Genomic DNA, 13,588 nt, shown 5'->3' on the forward strand with positions numbered 1-13,588 from the left:
TCTGCACCGCCCACAACCTCCTCAAGCTGGCCAAGGCCAGTCACTGAGCCCAAAGCCGACGCCCACGTCTGCCCACACTTCCAACCTCATCCCACCGCGTAAACTCGTTACTCGGACGGGCTCCTAGCGGTAGCGAGAACCGGCACATTTTGGCAATCGTCTCGCAATTGAGCCCAAATACCCGGGCTGCCTCGCGACGAGAGTGGCCGTCGATGAAAACGACCTGCTGAACGGCCGCGTAGTTTTCCACGGCAACCATCCTGCTCCCCCGAAAGAGAAACTTCTCCACTGGCCAGCTTTTACCCCGCCCGCATCAGCACGCAGCCGATGCTCTAATGGATGGTTTTATCACCGTCCTACATAGATGGACGACGCAGGTTATAGTAGCACAAGCACCGCCCGTTCGGCATCTCTCAGTAAGCGGCATACGCAGGCACCCGCGCTCAAGCTTGGCGCGGGCGTCATCATCGGTACTTTTGGGTAAGCGTCAAGAACTTCATCCAATGCTCGCAATACTTGCAGCTTATCTAACAGCTTAGCTATTGTCCTGACTGTGAACCGATTTTACTAATACGAATAAGCTAAAGTATCCAAATTCCATCTTGTATTGCAGGAGCTACAAGCGCTTTATTTTCGATACTCTCCGAAAATCCGATTAGGACATCTCCCCTGTCGTATGACCCATTCGACATTAATTGCTGCCAACCTGCGTACCCTGCTGCTTCTAGATCGCGACCAAGAACGTTATTATAAAGGGCACGAATGAACTGCTCGTCGGTCGAATTTGATCCATATAAAGTCTGGAACTCGGCGGAAACTAAGAAAGCCTGACCAATTTGCTTGAGAGATAATTCACTATCGTTTAGTTTTATATTGTGCGATAGTCCTTTTAGATCTGGAGTACGGTCAAAAGCAGCTTGATAAAGTCGATATGTTTGACCAGCATCTCCTTCGAGATCAAAGGCCAAAGTCCCGTCTGAAAACTGGAGGCGCTCAACATCGATCAACGTGTCTGTACCGTTCCGGACTGGAGCCAAATCCTGAACGATAGTAGTTAAATTCGATTTTGAAATTACATATTCGCTTCTCTGACCAAGCAAGCGGGATACATCTAAGCCTTCGCCACCGGCAAGGAGATCGTTGCCAGGCCCGGCATCGAAAGTATCATTGCCAGGACCTCCGCCCATAAGGTCTCTTTGAACGCTGCCAACGTGATAATCGCTCCCAGTACTGCCAATCCAAACGTGAGAGCTAGTATCATAATTGGTAGACAAATCTCGTGAATATCCAATCTCTATGGTTCCAGATTTAGTGTCGCCAGGCACAAAGTGCTTAATTGTTATAGCGGTTGCACCATAAGTGCCTTGTACAAGAGAAAGAGCTAAGTCGCTTGTCATTCCTGCCTGCTCAAGCAGTTTTGAATTTAAAGCACCATTCGTAGAAAGTAAATATGATGTTGTATTTAAATTAAATCTGGCCGGGTCATAATTTTGAAAATTTGTGATTGCATCGGAGACAAGAGCTGTTCCATCTTTCTGAATTTCAAAAACAACAGCAGCAGAATTGAATACATTCTTGATCGCTGTGCTATATGTTGGAAATATCTTATCTGCTAGATAACCAGTTACTTCTTCAATCCCCGTTGATATAGCAGAAGCCTTCAGAAGTTGTGCAGTCTCTACTGCCGAGGATTTCCAATCAAAAGACCATGTCCCATCTAGGTTGAGGCCCTTACTTTTAACATCATCGATTGTACTATAGTTTTTCGATAGATTTGCTGGGATAACGAAATTATCCGGGACCGTAAAAGAGCTGTACTTATAATAATTAGTCTTTGTCGTAGCTCCATTTGGGCGTTCTATATCGTATGACTCCTGTTTTGATCCTTGATAGCTTGTGTAAATCCCTGTAATTTGAAATTCTGCATAATCAAAATTATCGTAACTACTAATCTCACCAGGATCACCAAATCCAGCTTCAAGACTATACTTATCCCGAACCGTTTCGCCGTTGACTTGGAGCTTTGTGCCATAATCATTTGGTTTTTTTTGGATGAGGGATACGAAATTCACTTCGGCAAAAAGAGTCTTGGTCATTTTCTGAGATCCACAGTGACGCTTTTATGAAGCATCCAATCTCATCAAAAATGCAAATTCAGTCAATATATGAAACGTACTATATTGTCCCTCAGCGCGATTTAGGTTTTGTCTGATTCGGGTTCGCGCGGTTTCCAGGGCTTCTGTGGCTGATACCAAGCCTCGCTGAGTAGGACCCACGCGGGGTAGCATGAGGATCTGAGTCGTGATTCTGTCCTTGGTTTTGAAGCCTGAGGGGGATGCGATGGCTGCTCCGGTGCCGCTGCTATTGGACTTCGATGCCGGGGCGTTGCGCGGTCTGGCCAAGGGTTCGCACGATCAAGCGCAGACCCGCCGCCTGTTGGCGCTGTCAGTGATTGCCGCGGGTGGCTCGCGCTTGGAGGGGGCCGAGATCGGCGGGGTCGGGTTGCAGTCGGTGCGCGACTGGGTCGTGGCCTTCAACGCCGATGGACCGGACGGCCTGATCGACGGCAAGGCCCCTGGGGCCCGTCCGCGCCTGAACGCCGACCAGCACGATGTCCTCAAGGCGCTGGTCGACCAGGCACCGACGCCGGCCGCAGACGGTGTGGTGCGCTGGCGGTTGTGCGATCTGGCCCAGATCCTGCCCGAGGATCACGGCGTGTCGGTCTCCGAGCAGACCTTGAGCCGGGTCTTGCGGGCCATGGGCTACGCTAAGCTCTCCGCCCGCCCGCGCCATCACGCCCAGGATCCAGGCGCCGCGGCTGTTTTTAAAAAGACTTCCCCGACCGTTTGGCGGAGATCGCGTAGGCTGCCGGCGGCAAGCCGGTAGAGGTCTGGTTCTGCGACGAGGCCCGTGTCGGTCAGAAGAACACCCTGACCCGCCGCTGGGCAAAGCGCGGAACGCGACCCTCGGCTCCGAAGGACTAGCACGCGGCCTCGGCCTACATCTTCGGGGCCATCTGCCCGGCCCGGGGCGTCGGCGCAGGCTTGATCATGCCCCGCTGCACCACGTCAGCGATAGCCCATCATCGCAAAAAGATCGCCACGACCATCGCTCCGCGGGCCCACGCCGTGCTCCTGCTCGACCAGGCCGGCTGGCACACCACCCGGAAACTGCTCGTGCTGAGCAACATCACCCGATTGCTCCTGCCGGCGCGCTCACCTGAGCTCAACCCGGTCGATCCTTCGACGGGCTGAAGAAAGGACCTGTGGCAGGGCCTCGTGCGACAACTGGCTCGGCAACCGGATCTTCCAATCCTACGCCGACATCCTCGATCACTGCTGCGAAGCCTGGAACAAGCTCATCGCCCAGCCCTGGCGCATCATTTCTATCGGACTGCGCCGTTGGGACAATGAGTGTTGATCAATGAGAGTTGGTATGACGCTGCACTAGGCCGCCGACGAGGGCGAGCAGGCTGTGCTTCCACTGACCGCTGCCGATCCCGTCGAGGCAGGCCGACGCGCAGCCCGCTCGTCATGCGCGGCGCTGAAGGCCGGGGACGTAGCTCGGATGGTTCGGAATGGTGACGGGCGCCGCCATCTCGACCTGGCACGCGATGGTGTCGCCCATGAATTCCAACACGCCCTCGCAGGCGTTCCGGGCCAGCTGCGCGGCTTGCGGGAAGACCCGCATCCGTTCGGCGCGCTCCGGGTCCGCCCTTGCGAACGCGACGTCGCGGATTGCTTCCAGGGTCGGCGGGTCAACCTCCGTCAGGTAGGCGGGCGCGGTCAGGACTGCCCGCAGCGCCGAGTGATCCCCGCCCTCGATCGCGCGCCGCACCGCAAGCGCCCGCTCGCCCTCCGGAAGGCTCCGGAGCCAGGCGCGGATCTCCTGCATCATGGCGATATCCGGCGCCTCGACAGGTGGCGCTGCCTGCTGGTCATCCATCAGCTTCCGGCGGGCGGCGACCATCGCGGCGACCTTCTCCTCGATCTTCGGCAGGTGGCCGACCAGGGTGGTGCCGCGATCGTCCACGAAGGCCTGAAGCTTCGCGCGTCGTCCGGCCATCGAGAGGCCGGGGTCGTTGGCGATCGTCTCGCCAAGCGCCTCGAAGGCTGCGAACAGCGTCCGGGCGTCGTTCAGGGCTTTGTGGAAGTCGATCTCACCGTTTGACCCTTGGGGATCGAGCTTTTCCGGCCACCGGCCGGGGTGAAGTCGCATCTCGACTGAGGTTTTCTCGATGGGCATGATGGTTCCTTTCAGTACAGGCCACTGATGGCGCTGCTTCTGACTTCGAAGTTTCCACGGGTCAGGGCGTAGCGGCAGGCGTCGGCCGCGTGGTCGGGCCCGCGGCTGTCGACGTCATCGAAATCGCGCGGATCGCGGCCGAGACTGGGGACCGTCAGCCACCAGTATTCGCACCGCCGCGCGACGTAGAGGCCCGCCCGATCGGGCTTGCCGGCGTCCTGCAGCATGGTCCGCATCAGCGCCCAGCCGGGCTTCCGGCGCCCCTTGCGCGCTGGCTGAAGGCTGACGCCGTTCGATCGGAACTCGTCGGCGTAGGAGCCTTTCGCGGACCCTCCGAACGAGAACATGCTGTCATCGCCGACGCCCTTGGCAGGGATGTTCCAGCGCTTCGCTAGGTCGGTGATCGCCTCGCATAGGTGCGGGATCGTGTAGCCGAGCCCCTTGTTGAGCGTGTTCGGCTCGACGGTCGCGAGCTCGTCGAGCAGCAGGATCGAGCCGCGGGCGTAGAACCGACCGTCGGCACCCACGGCGCCGGGGCTCTCCGCGCAGACGTAGGTGACGCTCGGCGAGGTCGAGCCGTAGTCGTGCGCAAGGAAGAACTTGAAGCCTTGCCCACTGAGCCGGCCGAGATAGGCGAGCTTCTGATCGGTGAGCTTGATCGATTTCGGGCCGACACGGACGAAGCCGGGGGGAACCTCATCGGCGTCGCGCTCGCGACGGTCCGAGGGCAGTGCCCAGCCATCGATCATCACCCGCTGCTCGTCGAGGACGCTGGAGAAGTACGCGCCCCGTCCGATGCTCCAGTCGCCGAACTTCCATGCCTTGCCGAGATCGGGGTCCAGGCTCGTCGCTGCGTCGAGCTGCTTGGCGTAGGCCTCGCGATCGAGGTTCGGGTTGTCGTGGTAGGTCGAGGGGCAGTTCACGAAGGTCCGGCCGCTCGTCTTCTCCAGGTAGGGGTGCCAGGGAGTCGCCTTGTTGACGTGACGCCGCGAGAGCCAGCCGTGGCCGGGACCGCCGGGGTTCGCCACCACAACGAAACGAGGAAGGATCGGAGCCGGTGCGCGCAGACAAGACCGGAGCATGTCGAGCATCGCGGGATCGGAGTACTGCCCCGCCTCGTCGACCGCGATCATCGTGAAAGACTTGCCTTGGTACTTGTAGAAGTCTTGGTCGCCCTCGTACTGGTCGAGCTGCAACGTGGCGCCACTTGGGAACGTCCATAGGTGCGACGATCCGTTGTAGGAGGCGCCCCCTTGGTAGGCCAAGCCGAACACCTGACGGCACGTCGCCTCGAAGTCCTGCATGCCGGTGAAGTTACGGCGAACGAACAGGACGCGGGCTGCAGCGCCGTGTTCCTCAATGTGGCGCAGGATCAGCCCGGCGAGGCCGAAGGTCTTTCCGCCGCCGCGCCCGCCGCCGATGAACAGGTCCCATTCCTGCGGCACGCTGAGGACGCGCGTCTGGAATTCGGTCCAGTCGAGGGCCGACGCCGAAGGCGTGGGGAGCGCGGTACCTGCCACCGAAGGCTGCCTACCGGCTCTGGGGGCGGTTGTGGTGCGCGGCGAGGTCGGCCATCGCGTCCAGCGGACGATCTGCCGAAGCGGCGGCATCCGTGACTGCTCGACGGTCGGCGTCACGGGTGGCCAGGGCGGCGTCGTAGGCGGCCTTCGCGTCCGCGACGGTCATCACCGTGCCAAACGGGCGCGGGCCGTCCTGGCGGGCCGCTGTGCGGGCCTTGTCGAGGTTCGCGCTCGCGGTCTCGAAGGCAACCTGAGACGCCTTCGCGGCGTCCTCGGCCTGTTGCAAGGTCAGGGACATCAGGGCTGGTCCTCGTGCTGGATGGTGAGGGACTTCGACCACTCGTCGCGGGACATCGGCCCGGGCAGGTTGATGACGATGCGCGGGCCGGTATCGGCGGCGCCATCAGCGGGGCCGTTGTCGCGGTACGCATGGCGGGTCTTGAGCAGGAACATCGCCGCCGCGGGGTACGGCGGGCGCTCGGCGCGGACCTGCTTGCCGTTCTCGTCGAACTCGGCTGGCACGCCGCGGGCCTCGCGCATCAGCAGGCCGACGAGTTCGCCCTCTTCGACAGCGCGCGCCTCGACCCAAGCTTCGTTGGCCGCCGGGTCTTCCTCGCGGATACGACGCCACGTCTTGAAGCTGACGCCGAGCGCCCGAGCCAGGTCGATCTCGCGCACGCCGTTTGCTGCGGCACTTTTGATAACGTCCAGCCCGCCCTCAGGCAGGGTCTTTCGGGGGCGAGCCAAGATCAATTTCCATCGCGACAGCCAACGAGTGGCGTTGGCGAAAGCTTAAACCAAAAACAACATCTCTTAAACAGGTATTTCGCACGGTTTACAGCGCATTTATGCATCTTAGTGTTCAGTTATGTTCGTATATGTTCGTTATTGTTCGGGCATCCTTCGGATACGCCTCATGCCGCAGGTCGGGTGAGCTGGCGCCCGCTCGGCTGTCCGCAAGCAGTGCTTGGCCTGCATGGCTTCAGATCGTCGGGAAACCGGTCGTTTATCCGACGCTGGCAATCCCGGCTCCGGAACGGCTTCAATCAGCAGGTTTCGTGTCGGAAAAATGTGTCGGCAAATCTAACGGCGGGAAAACGGTGTGCGCTTCCCCAACAGTTCAGAGCCACCCGATCGGCGACCACCCGGGTGGCAGGCGCCGCCAATACGGCACCGGGTTCCGCACGCTCCCGCCCTCGGACCACCGGCAGCCTGCGAAGGTCTCGACCCGCATCGTCTCGTAGAAGGCGACCCACCGCTCGGCCTGGATGGTGATGGGGCGATCGTGCGGCGCGGTCGCCATCGGCTTCCATGGCGGGGCAGGTTCGGTCATCGGGGTCTGGCTCTAGCAAGAGGCATCCGAATGGTCGAAGGGTGCCGGCCGCGCCTCTGTAAGGCTGGGGAGGCCGCCGGCTCTCGGTGTTTCGATGCCACCGCCGAGTGGGCTGGTTCGAGCGTGTCGGAGCGTCTCGTGCGCGCGTTTTTAAGGATGGCACAAACGAGGCTCGCGACGGTTCCTGCCCCCATTCCACCGACCCCCCTCAGATCTTGCTCCACCGTGAAAGGTTGAGCGGAGCAACGTTGAGCAGGTGGAGCGTAGGGCGGCGGGTGCTCCACTGCTCCACTTGCTCCACCACCCTTTAGGGTGGAGCAGGTGGAGCAGAGCAAACGCCCGGGTCGGAAGGGGTGTGGCGAGGTGGAGCAAATTGCCGTCAGTCGGAAGCCGCTTCACCGACCTCCACGAAGCTGCGCGGACGCCTCATCGAATCCATGGCCTCAACCACCACGAACATGCCCGTCCCGATCCACGTCCGCAGCATCGCCTTCACACGAGCCTTGCCCGCAACGTCCAGTTCGATCCCGAGCGCTTCGGCGATGGCGATGCCCGCCCAGTCCTTCGCCTGTGCGTTCTCCCGCCACCGGCCGGCTGCGACCGCTCGTTGAGCCTTCCGCAGGTCGTCGACGGTCACACCCTCGAGCAGGTCCGGCCACTGCCATGGCTCGACCACCGCGACGTGATCCCCGCCGCCCGGCCCGTTGCCCAGCTCGACCGACGCGAGCTTGAACCATTCGCTGCGATCCGGCGGCGGCGCGAGGTTGGCCTTGCCGTTGTCCGCCCGGAAGTAGCCGCGGTGCGAGGCGAGGTTGGCGCGCTCGGCCTGGTCCTTCGACATGGGGTTGAGCACGCGGGCCGAACGGGCCGCAGCGAGCAGTGCACCGGCGCCGCGCCCGTCCTCGACGGTGAACTCGGCGCCACCGCCCTGGCCCTTCCGGACGTGGTGCACGAGCTCGATCGCAGCCCGGCCGGTCTCGGCGATCCGGTTCCACGCCTTCGCCACGAGGTCGATCGCGGCGTTGTCGTTCTCGCTGACCCTGTGCGACGACACGAAAGGATCGACCGTCACCACGTCGATCTGGTTGGCCGTGATGGTTGCGACTAAACCCTCGACTACCGGCTCGGCGACCTTGGCCCCATCCTTCGTCGTGGTGGCGATCACGATCTCCGACGTCCGGCCGCTGTCGAGGAACAGCCGACCCTCCAGCTCGGCTTTCTCGATCCCGTAACGCAGGCAGATCGCCGCGCCCCGGCGCTCGATCTCCTCGAGCGGATCCTCCAGGGCGACGTACCAGACGCGGAGGCGGCCGGGTGGCGTCACGCCGAGCAGCGGACGCCCCGTCGCCATCGCGATCGCCTCGACCAGCACGAGGCTCGACTTGCCGACTGCGCCGGGCGCGACCGTCGTCGACAGGAATCGGCGGATCAGGTGCCGACTGTACAGCCATTCCCGCGGCGGGATGCTCGCCGGGTCCCGCCAACGGTACGGCGTCGCGCGGATCGTGGCCCGCGCGTCGCTCGCACCCGCTGCAGCATCGGCGTGGTCGGGCTCGAACGGCGCGAACTCCACGTTCTCCATCACGGTCGACCTTCCCCGCCGCCGGTCGCGCTGTCCGCGCGCTCCGCCTGGGCGTGTTCGGTGAGAGTGCGCTTGGGCGGAGCGGCTCGGCGCATCGAATCACGCCACAGCCGATCAGTCTCGACCGCCTCGGCCAAGCCGGGCAGTCCGTTGGCCGCGTGCGAGGCGCAAATAGCCAGCAGGCGCAGCGAGCGGTTGAGCCCGCGATCGTCGCCGAGCTGCGCGTACTCGACGGCATGCGCGGCGTAGATGCTGGCGCGGTATGCGGCGTCTGCGATCGCGTCGCGGTGGAGGGTCGCCGTGGTCGAGGAGGTGTTCGCCCCGATCGGGGGGAGATCAGCGTCGCTCATTGCGCTAGGCCCCCCGACGTTTCGTGATTGCGGCGTAGGTCCCGAGGATCTTCCGGCGGTCGAGCGCGTCGAGCCGGTCGACAGCCGCGAGGGCAGTCGGAAGCGCGGTCTCGGTGGCCTCGGCCTCGCTAAGCGCGTCGATCAACGTCTCGGCGCGGTGTCCGCACAGCAGGCGAGCGATGACGTGGAGGGTCCGCAACCGAAGCAAGCGCTCGCTGGGGTCGAGCCGCGGATGAAAGGGACCCCACTGGTTGGCGAGCGGGATCATCGCAGCGCCTCCCGTGGGCCGAGCCCGGCGAGCTGTGCGACGACGGCCGCGACCTCGACGCCGCAGCCTAGGCGGCGAGAGAGGTGATGGACGACGATGGGTGCCGGTGCTATTTCGGAGCTGTCGATCTGGCGAGAGACAGCTTCCGAGGGACGTGAGCGCTTGCAGGCGCCGCGTCCCTCATCTGTTTTCAGCATGCGCTACGCGGCCTCCATCTTGGTGGACTGCCGGGCTTCGAAGGCCTGCAGGTCGGCGAGGCGCCAGTAGCGGCGGTTGTTGATGCGGATCGGCTTCGGGAAGCCGAGCTTCGGATCAGCCAGCCACCGAAAGATCGTCATGTCCGACACGCCGTAGCGAGCGCGGACCGGTGTCGCCGGCAGAAGGTCGTCGCTGGATTTTTGGGTATGCGAAGGCATTGCGTGGCTCCTTGTTGGAACACGCTGACCATCATTATCCCGGGAAACCGGACAATTAGTTGGTTTCAGAAGAGACTAGTTCTTTTCAAAACCAACTAGTTCGCCTTCCGTCACTTTGGCTGCGCCGCACGATAGGTGCGAAGCCAGCGGATGTCGTCGTCGTTGGGTTCGGGCAATTGAAAGTCGATTGATTCCCGTGGAAAAGCTTTTGGAAACCGCCACGGCGACCAGCCCTTCAGAAGAGGGGCAACCAAGTCGGCAATCTGCTCAGCAAATTCGGCAGCCATTTTGATATCGGGCGAAATATCCGATGCATTAGATCCTGTGATTTTTGCCTCAAATGCTTGCGCTAGTCCTATTCCAGCCCAAATGTGAGATACATCTTTATATTTTGACCAATACCCAAGAATTGTCATGTGTTTTTTAGCAATTGGCGCCCCTGTCTCTTCAGTCTCTTTGAAAACTAAGTGAATTCCCTTGTTAATAAGCACTCGTTCTGATGGCATATGTCGATGAAACTGCGCGATCTTTAGTACTACCGTGCCAGCCATTTCTCCGCCAAGCTGAGCACTTCTCCATTCATTTATATTGAGCTCGCCCTGCTTTGATTTACGAAAGTTGCGATTCAATCGCATTCGGAAAACAGAGATATAATCCTCGATGCTTGCCGTATCGTCTGGATACAGCATGCAGGCTTGAATGATCCCTGCCGCAGCAGGATCCACTGTTCCGTCGGATAAAAGAACCGGCAGTTCGCGCATCATAGGCTTTCTGCGGCAAGAGCAGACACATGCCCCGCCCAACTTTCTAAAGCCGTTCGTTTCTCAGCGAGGTACTGGTAGCGGTTGTAGATCGCGGCAACGCCGCTGACGGTCCCAGAGGCGTGATTGAGCACCGCCTCGACGACGTGGATCGGAACCCCGCCCTTCGCCATGCCGGTGCTGGCGGTGCGGCGTAGATCGTGCAGCCGCCAGGGCTTCAGCTCCACCCCATCAGGATCGCGACCGGCCGCCGCGGCATCCGCACGGGCGATCGAGAGCATGGCGCCGTCGAGCTTCGCTTTATTCTTCGCGAAGTTCGACGCGGCAGTGGTACCGTCCGTGGTCAGCACGTAGCCGGGGCGGCCTGAGATGCGGGGCAATCCGTCAAGGATCGAGCGCGCAACCGGCGACAGCGGCACAAGGTGCTCGCGGCTGTTCTTGGTTCTTGGTGCTGGGAGCAGCCATAGGTCGCCCTCCCCTATCTCGCTCAACGTCATGCGAGCTACCTCATCACGGCGCTGGGCAGTGAGGAGGAGAAGCTGAACGAATGGGCCGAATGGGTAGCCGATGCGGTCCGCGGCCAGCCACACAAGGCGCACCTCGGCATCCGTCAGCACACGATCGCGGCTGGTCTCGGCCAAAGGGGGCTTTAGTCGCAGGAACGGGGTCGTCTCGATGATCTCTCGCTCGAGCGCAAAGTTGAACAAAGCCCGCGCGGCCGAGAACACTCGATTGGCGCCCACGCCCATGCCGGCATCGGTGAGCGCGTCGGTGAGAGCGATTGCATCCCGTCGGGAGACCTCGCTCATCCGCCGGTCGCCCCATCTCGCAACGACGTGGTTGCGAAGTAGCGCCTCGGCCTCGGCGGCATAGCGCGGCTTCCCGTTAGGTTTGAGGTGTCGTTAGACGTATAGGGCAGCGACGGCTCGCACCGTGTCGCGCTCGGCCGCCTGCGCTGCCTCGATGGTCGCCTTCCTCGCCAGGATCGGATCGCGGCCCAGAGCAACCATCTGCAACGCCTCGCGCGCAGCGGCGCGGGCGGCCAATAGGTCGAACAGCGGATAGGAGCCTATCGTGAGCTTCCGCGTCTGTCCCCCGAGACGATACCGCACGGCCCAAGACTTCGCGCCGCTCGGCTGGACGACGAGGTAGAAGCCTGGGAGGGCGGCGTCGGGGATCTCAGCGCGACGTGTGGGCAGTGCTTTGTGACGTTCTACGCTCTGCATGGTCAGGACCTTTGCGACCACCAGACTTCGCCCTCCGGGTAACACTTGGGTATCACGAATCGGCCGTTAAGGACCGTACCCAACTGTTAGCGAATGTGGCGCGTTCTGGCGCAAAAGCCAAGCGATGACAGTGCCTTGTGGATCGAGCCGCGTTCCCTATCGTGCGGAAGTGTTATCCCACTCGACCAGACTACGAATCTGGGGGTCAGAGGTTCGAATCCTTTCGGGCGCGCCATTTCCATCAAGCACTTAGCGGCAAAAATCGCACGTTAGTGCTTACGAAAACATCTTCACAGTAAGCATCTGTAAGCTGGGTCGGCGAAAGGCGCTTCGCGCCTCGGGCTGCCAACAGACACGGTCGATGGGCTGCCAACAGACACGGTCGATGTCTCGAAGCCGCCGGCATGTCGGACCCGCCGGGCCGGATCGTAACCGCGCTTGCCGGCCACCCCGAAGCCACCCGAGCGGGCGGCTTGCGCATCGACGACGCAGCCGGTCGGGCTTGCCCCGCGTCCGACGCGCTCGCGGTCGGCCATCGTGAGGCCATGGGCGAGGCGTTCGAACACGCCTGTCTGCGAGAGACGCAAGAACCAGCGATGCACCGTGCTCCACGGCGGGAAGTCCAGCGGCAGATGCCGCCACGCGCATCCTGTCCGCAGCACGTACAGGATGCCGTCGAAGACGGCGCGGGCGGTGGGCGTCCACATTGGGGTTCCTGGGTGAGCGTCAGACACTCTCCCAAGGCCCGCGATGCCCGCCGCTCACCCAGAATCCAAGCCGTTCAGCCCGTTATGAACCGGGTTCTCAGCAATTTGACATTTTACTTATTCCAGTCTGTTCTATGTCAACGATCAAACTGAAAAAGGGGGACAATCAGTGGAAGATCTAAGTATTAGAGAGATATTAGAGCAAGTCGGACGCGGTCAAATAAGAATACCAGCATTCCAGAGAGGATTCGTTTGGGAGCCAGAACGTGTTGCGTATCTAATGGATAGTATTCACAAAAAATATCCTTTTGGATCTCTGTTGTTTTGGAGAACTAGAGAAATTTTAAAATACGACAGAAATCTCGGACCGTTCTCTTTGCCTGATCCGAAGGAGGACTATCCGGTAGATTAAGTTCTGGATGGACAGCAAAGAATAACTTCAATTTTTGGAGTTTTTCAAACCGAACTGAAAATTTCTGATAAGTACCAGTGGCTTAAAATTTACTTTGATCTATCCGCAGATGAAGATGTCCAAGAAAGTCAATTCGTTGCGCTAAAGGAGGAAAATGTTAATCCTGAAAAACATTTCCCACTTTCTACTTTTTTTGATACAACAGCTTATAGAGCAGCGACCAAAGATTTCGATGACCTTACAACCGCTAAGATAGACAAAATACAAGAAGTTTTCAAAGAAACAAAAATTCCGGTTCAAACGTCTAAGACTGAGGACAAGGCCACTGTAGCTATTATATTCGAACGAGTTAATAGACAAGGAATAGAACTAGATACACTGCAATTATTATCGGCTTGGACGTGGAGCGAAGAATTCCAATTACAAGACCAATTTGCTGATTTGACAGAAGAGCTGAAGCCGTTCGGGTTTGCCGACGTCGGGGGAGACACCGACCTGTTGCTTCGCTGCTGTGCAGCAGTGTTAACGGGCGACGCTTCGCCTCAAGCACTGATGAGTCTCAAAGGCTCATTGGTTAGGGAAGGTTTTGATCGAGTAATCAATGGCGTTAAGTATGCCATAGAATATTTAAGGGTTAATTTGTAATTACCCACCCCCTTGCGCGGGTTGGGTTTCGCTGATTCTCTCGTAGGATGGGCCGAAGCGATCTTGAGCGGCTGAGCCGCGAGGAGCTGATCGAGTTGGTGCTGCGGATGCAGCGCCCGACGA

General features: G+C 60.2%; 14 protein-coding genes and 2 pseudogenes. 1 reads left to right on the forward strand and 15 read right to left on the reverse strand.

Annotated features, from left to right (window positions below; all coding sequences use genetic code 11):
- Positions 1-581 precede the first annotated feature (581 nt).
- On the reverse strand, positions 582-2,096 hold the full coding sequence (locus FV226_RS24250) for a DUF4214 domain-containing protein (RefSeq protein WP_147764920.1): 1,515 nt from the start codon (positions 2,094-2,096) through the stop codon (positions 582-584).
- A gap of 205 nt (positions 2,097-2,301) precedes the next feature.
- Here FV226_RS24250 and FV226_RS24255 point away from each other — a divergent pair.
- Positions 2,302-3,420: pseudogene (locus FV226_RS24255) on the forward strand (IS630 family transposase).
- A gap of 111 nt (positions 3,421-3,531) precedes the next feature.
- Here FV226_RS24255 and FV226_RS24260 read toward each other — a convergent pair.
- The 14 genes and pseudogenes from FV226_RS24260 to FV226_RS28385 form a co-directional block, all read right to left on the reverse strand.
- On the reverse strand, positions 3,532-4,245 hold the full coding sequence (locus tag FV226_RS24260; RefSeq protein ID WP_147764921.1) for a hypothetical protein: 714 nt from the start codon (positions 4,243-4,245) through the stop codon (positions 3,532-3,534).
- Between the two features lie 11 nt (positions 4,246-4,256).
- On the reverse strand, positions 4,257-5,765 hold the full coding sequence (locus tag FV226_RS24265; protein ID WP_187278841.1) for a terminase family protein: 1,509 nt from the start codon (positions 5,763-5,765) through the stop codon (positions 4,257-4,259).
- A 10-nt stretch (positions 5,766-5,775) separates the two neighbouring features.
- Positions 5,776-6,063, reverse strand: a complete 288-nt coding sequence (locus FV226_RS24270; protein ID WP_147764923.1) for a hypothetical protein — start codon at positions 6,061-6,063, stop codon at positions 5,776-5,778.
- Positions 6,063-6,512, reverse strand: coding sequence for a hypothetical protein (locus FV226_RS24275; protein WP_147764924.1), 450 nt, complete (start codon positions 6,510-6,512; stop codon positions 6,063-6,065). The genes FV226_RS24270 and FV226_RS24275 overlap by 1 nt, the downstream gene beginning before the upstream one ends.
- A gap of 373 nt (positions 6,513-6,885) precedes the next feature.
- On the reverse strand, positions 6,886-7,098 hold the full coding sequence (locus FV226_RS24280; RefSeq protein WP_147764925.1) for a hypothetical protein: 213 nt from the start codon (positions 7,096-7,098) through the stop codon (positions 6,886-6,888).
- A gap of 379 nt (positions 7,099-7,477) precedes the next feature.
- Positions 7,478-8,680: an AAA family ATPase gene (locus tag FV226_RS24285; RefSeq protein ID WP_147764932.1), complete on the reverse strand. Its 1,203-nt coding sequence runs from the start codon at positions 8,678-8,680 to the stop codon at positions 7,478-7,480.
- Positions 8,680-9,030 carry a hypothetical protein gene (locus FV226_RS24290; RefSeq protein WP_147764926.1) on the reverse strand — a complete coding sequence of 117 codons (351 nt, stop codon included), beginning with the start codon at positions 9,028-9,030 and terminating at the stop codon, positions 8,680-8,682. Before FV226_RS24290 ends, FV226_RS24285 begins: the two co-directional genes overlap by 1 nt.
- Positions 9,031-9,034: 4 nt before the next feature.
- Complete coding sequence (locus tag FV226_RS24295) at positions 9,035-9,298, reverse strand: hypothetical protein (protein ID WP_147764927.1); 264 nt, start codon at positions 9,296-9,298, stop codon at positions 9,035-9,037.
- 200 nt (positions 9,299-9,498) lie between these two features.
- The gene (locus FV226_RS24300) at positions 9,499-9,714 is read right to left on the reverse strand and encodes a hypothetical protein (RefSeq protein ID WP_147764928.1); all 216 of its coding nucleotides are present in this window, start codon (positions 9,712-9,714) and stop codon (positions 9,499-9,501) included.
- A 110-nt stretch (positions 9,715-9,824) separates the two neighbouring features.
- Positions 9,825-10,478: a hypothetical protein gene (locus FV226_RS24305; protein ID WP_147764929.1), complete on the reverse strand. Its 654-nt coding sequence runs from the start codon at positions 10,476-10,478 to the stop codon at positions 9,825-9,827.
- Positions 10,475-11,284, reverse strand: a complete 810-nt coding sequence (locus FV226_RS24310; protein ID WP_147764930.1) for a site-specific integrase — start codon at positions 11,282-11,284, stop codon at positions 10,475-10,477. Before FV226_RS24310 ends, FV226_RS24305 begins: the two co-directional genes overlap by 4 nt.
- Positions 11,285-11,377: 93 nt before the next feature.
- Positions 11,378-11,722: an Arm DNA-binding domain-containing protein gene (locus tag FV226_RS24315; RefSeq protein ID WP_147764931.1), complete on the reverse strand. Its 345-nt coding sequence runs from the start codon at positions 11,720-11,722 to the stop codon at positions 11,378-11,380.
- A 389-nt stretch (positions 11,723-12,111) separates the two neighbouring features.
- A pseudogene (locus tag FV226_RS24320) lies at positions 12,112-12,408 on the reverse strand (transposase); the annotation flags it as partial.
- Between the two features lie 954 nt (positions 12,409-13,362).
- Positions 13,363-13,588 (reverse strand): hypothetical protein (locus FV226_RS28385; RefSeq protein ID WP_210246544.1); only part of this gene is annotated, 226 nt, incomplete at its 5' end.

This window comes from Methylobacterium sp. WL12 (genome assembly GCF_008039475.1).
Taxonomy (GTDB): Bacteria; Pseudomonadota; Alphaproteobacteria; order Rhizobiales; family Beijerinckiaceae; genus Methylobacterium; species Methylobacterium cerastii.

Coding starts and splice junctions, on each gene's coding strand:
- FV226_RS24270 (WP_147764923.1), bottom strand. CDS start 6,063: ATGTCCCTGACCTTGCAACAGGCCGAGGACGCCGCGAAGGCGTCTCAG.
- FV226_RS24300 (WP_147764928.1), bottom strand. CDS start 9,714: ATGCCTTCGCATACCCAAAAATCCAGCGACGACCTTCTGCCGGCGACA.
- FV226_RS24250 (WP_147764920.1), bottom strand. CDS start 2,096: ATGACCAAGACTCTTTTTGCCGAAGTGAATTTCGTATCCCTCATCCAA.
- FV226_RS24305 (WP_147764929.1), bottom strand. CDS start 10,478: ATGATGCGCGAACTGCCGGTTCTTTTATCCGACGGAACAGTGGATCCT.
- FV226_RS24260 (WP_147764921.1), bottom strand. CDS start 4,245: ATGCCCATCGAGAAAACCTCAGTCGAGATGCGACTTCACCCCGGCCGG.
- FV226_RS24295 (WP_147764927.1), bottom strand. CDS start 9,298: ATGATCCCGCTCGCCAACCAGTGGGGTCCCTTTCATCCGCGGCTCGAC.
- FV226_RS24285 (WP_147764932.1), bottom strand. CDS start 8,680: ATGGAGAACGTGGAGTTCGCGCCGTTCGAGCCCGACCACGCCGATGCT.
- FV226_RS24280 (WP_147764925.1), bottom strand. CDS start 7,098: ATGACCGAACCTGCCCCGCCATGGAAGCCGATGGCGACCGCGCCGCAC.
- FV226_RS24290 (WP_147764926.1), bottom strand. CDS start 9,030: ATGAGCGACGCTGATCTCCCCCCGATCGGGGCGAACACCTCCTCGACC.
- FV226_RS24310 (WP_147764930.1), bottom strand. CDS start 11,284: ATGAGCGAGGTCTCCCGACGGGATGCAATCGCTCTCACCGACGCGCTC.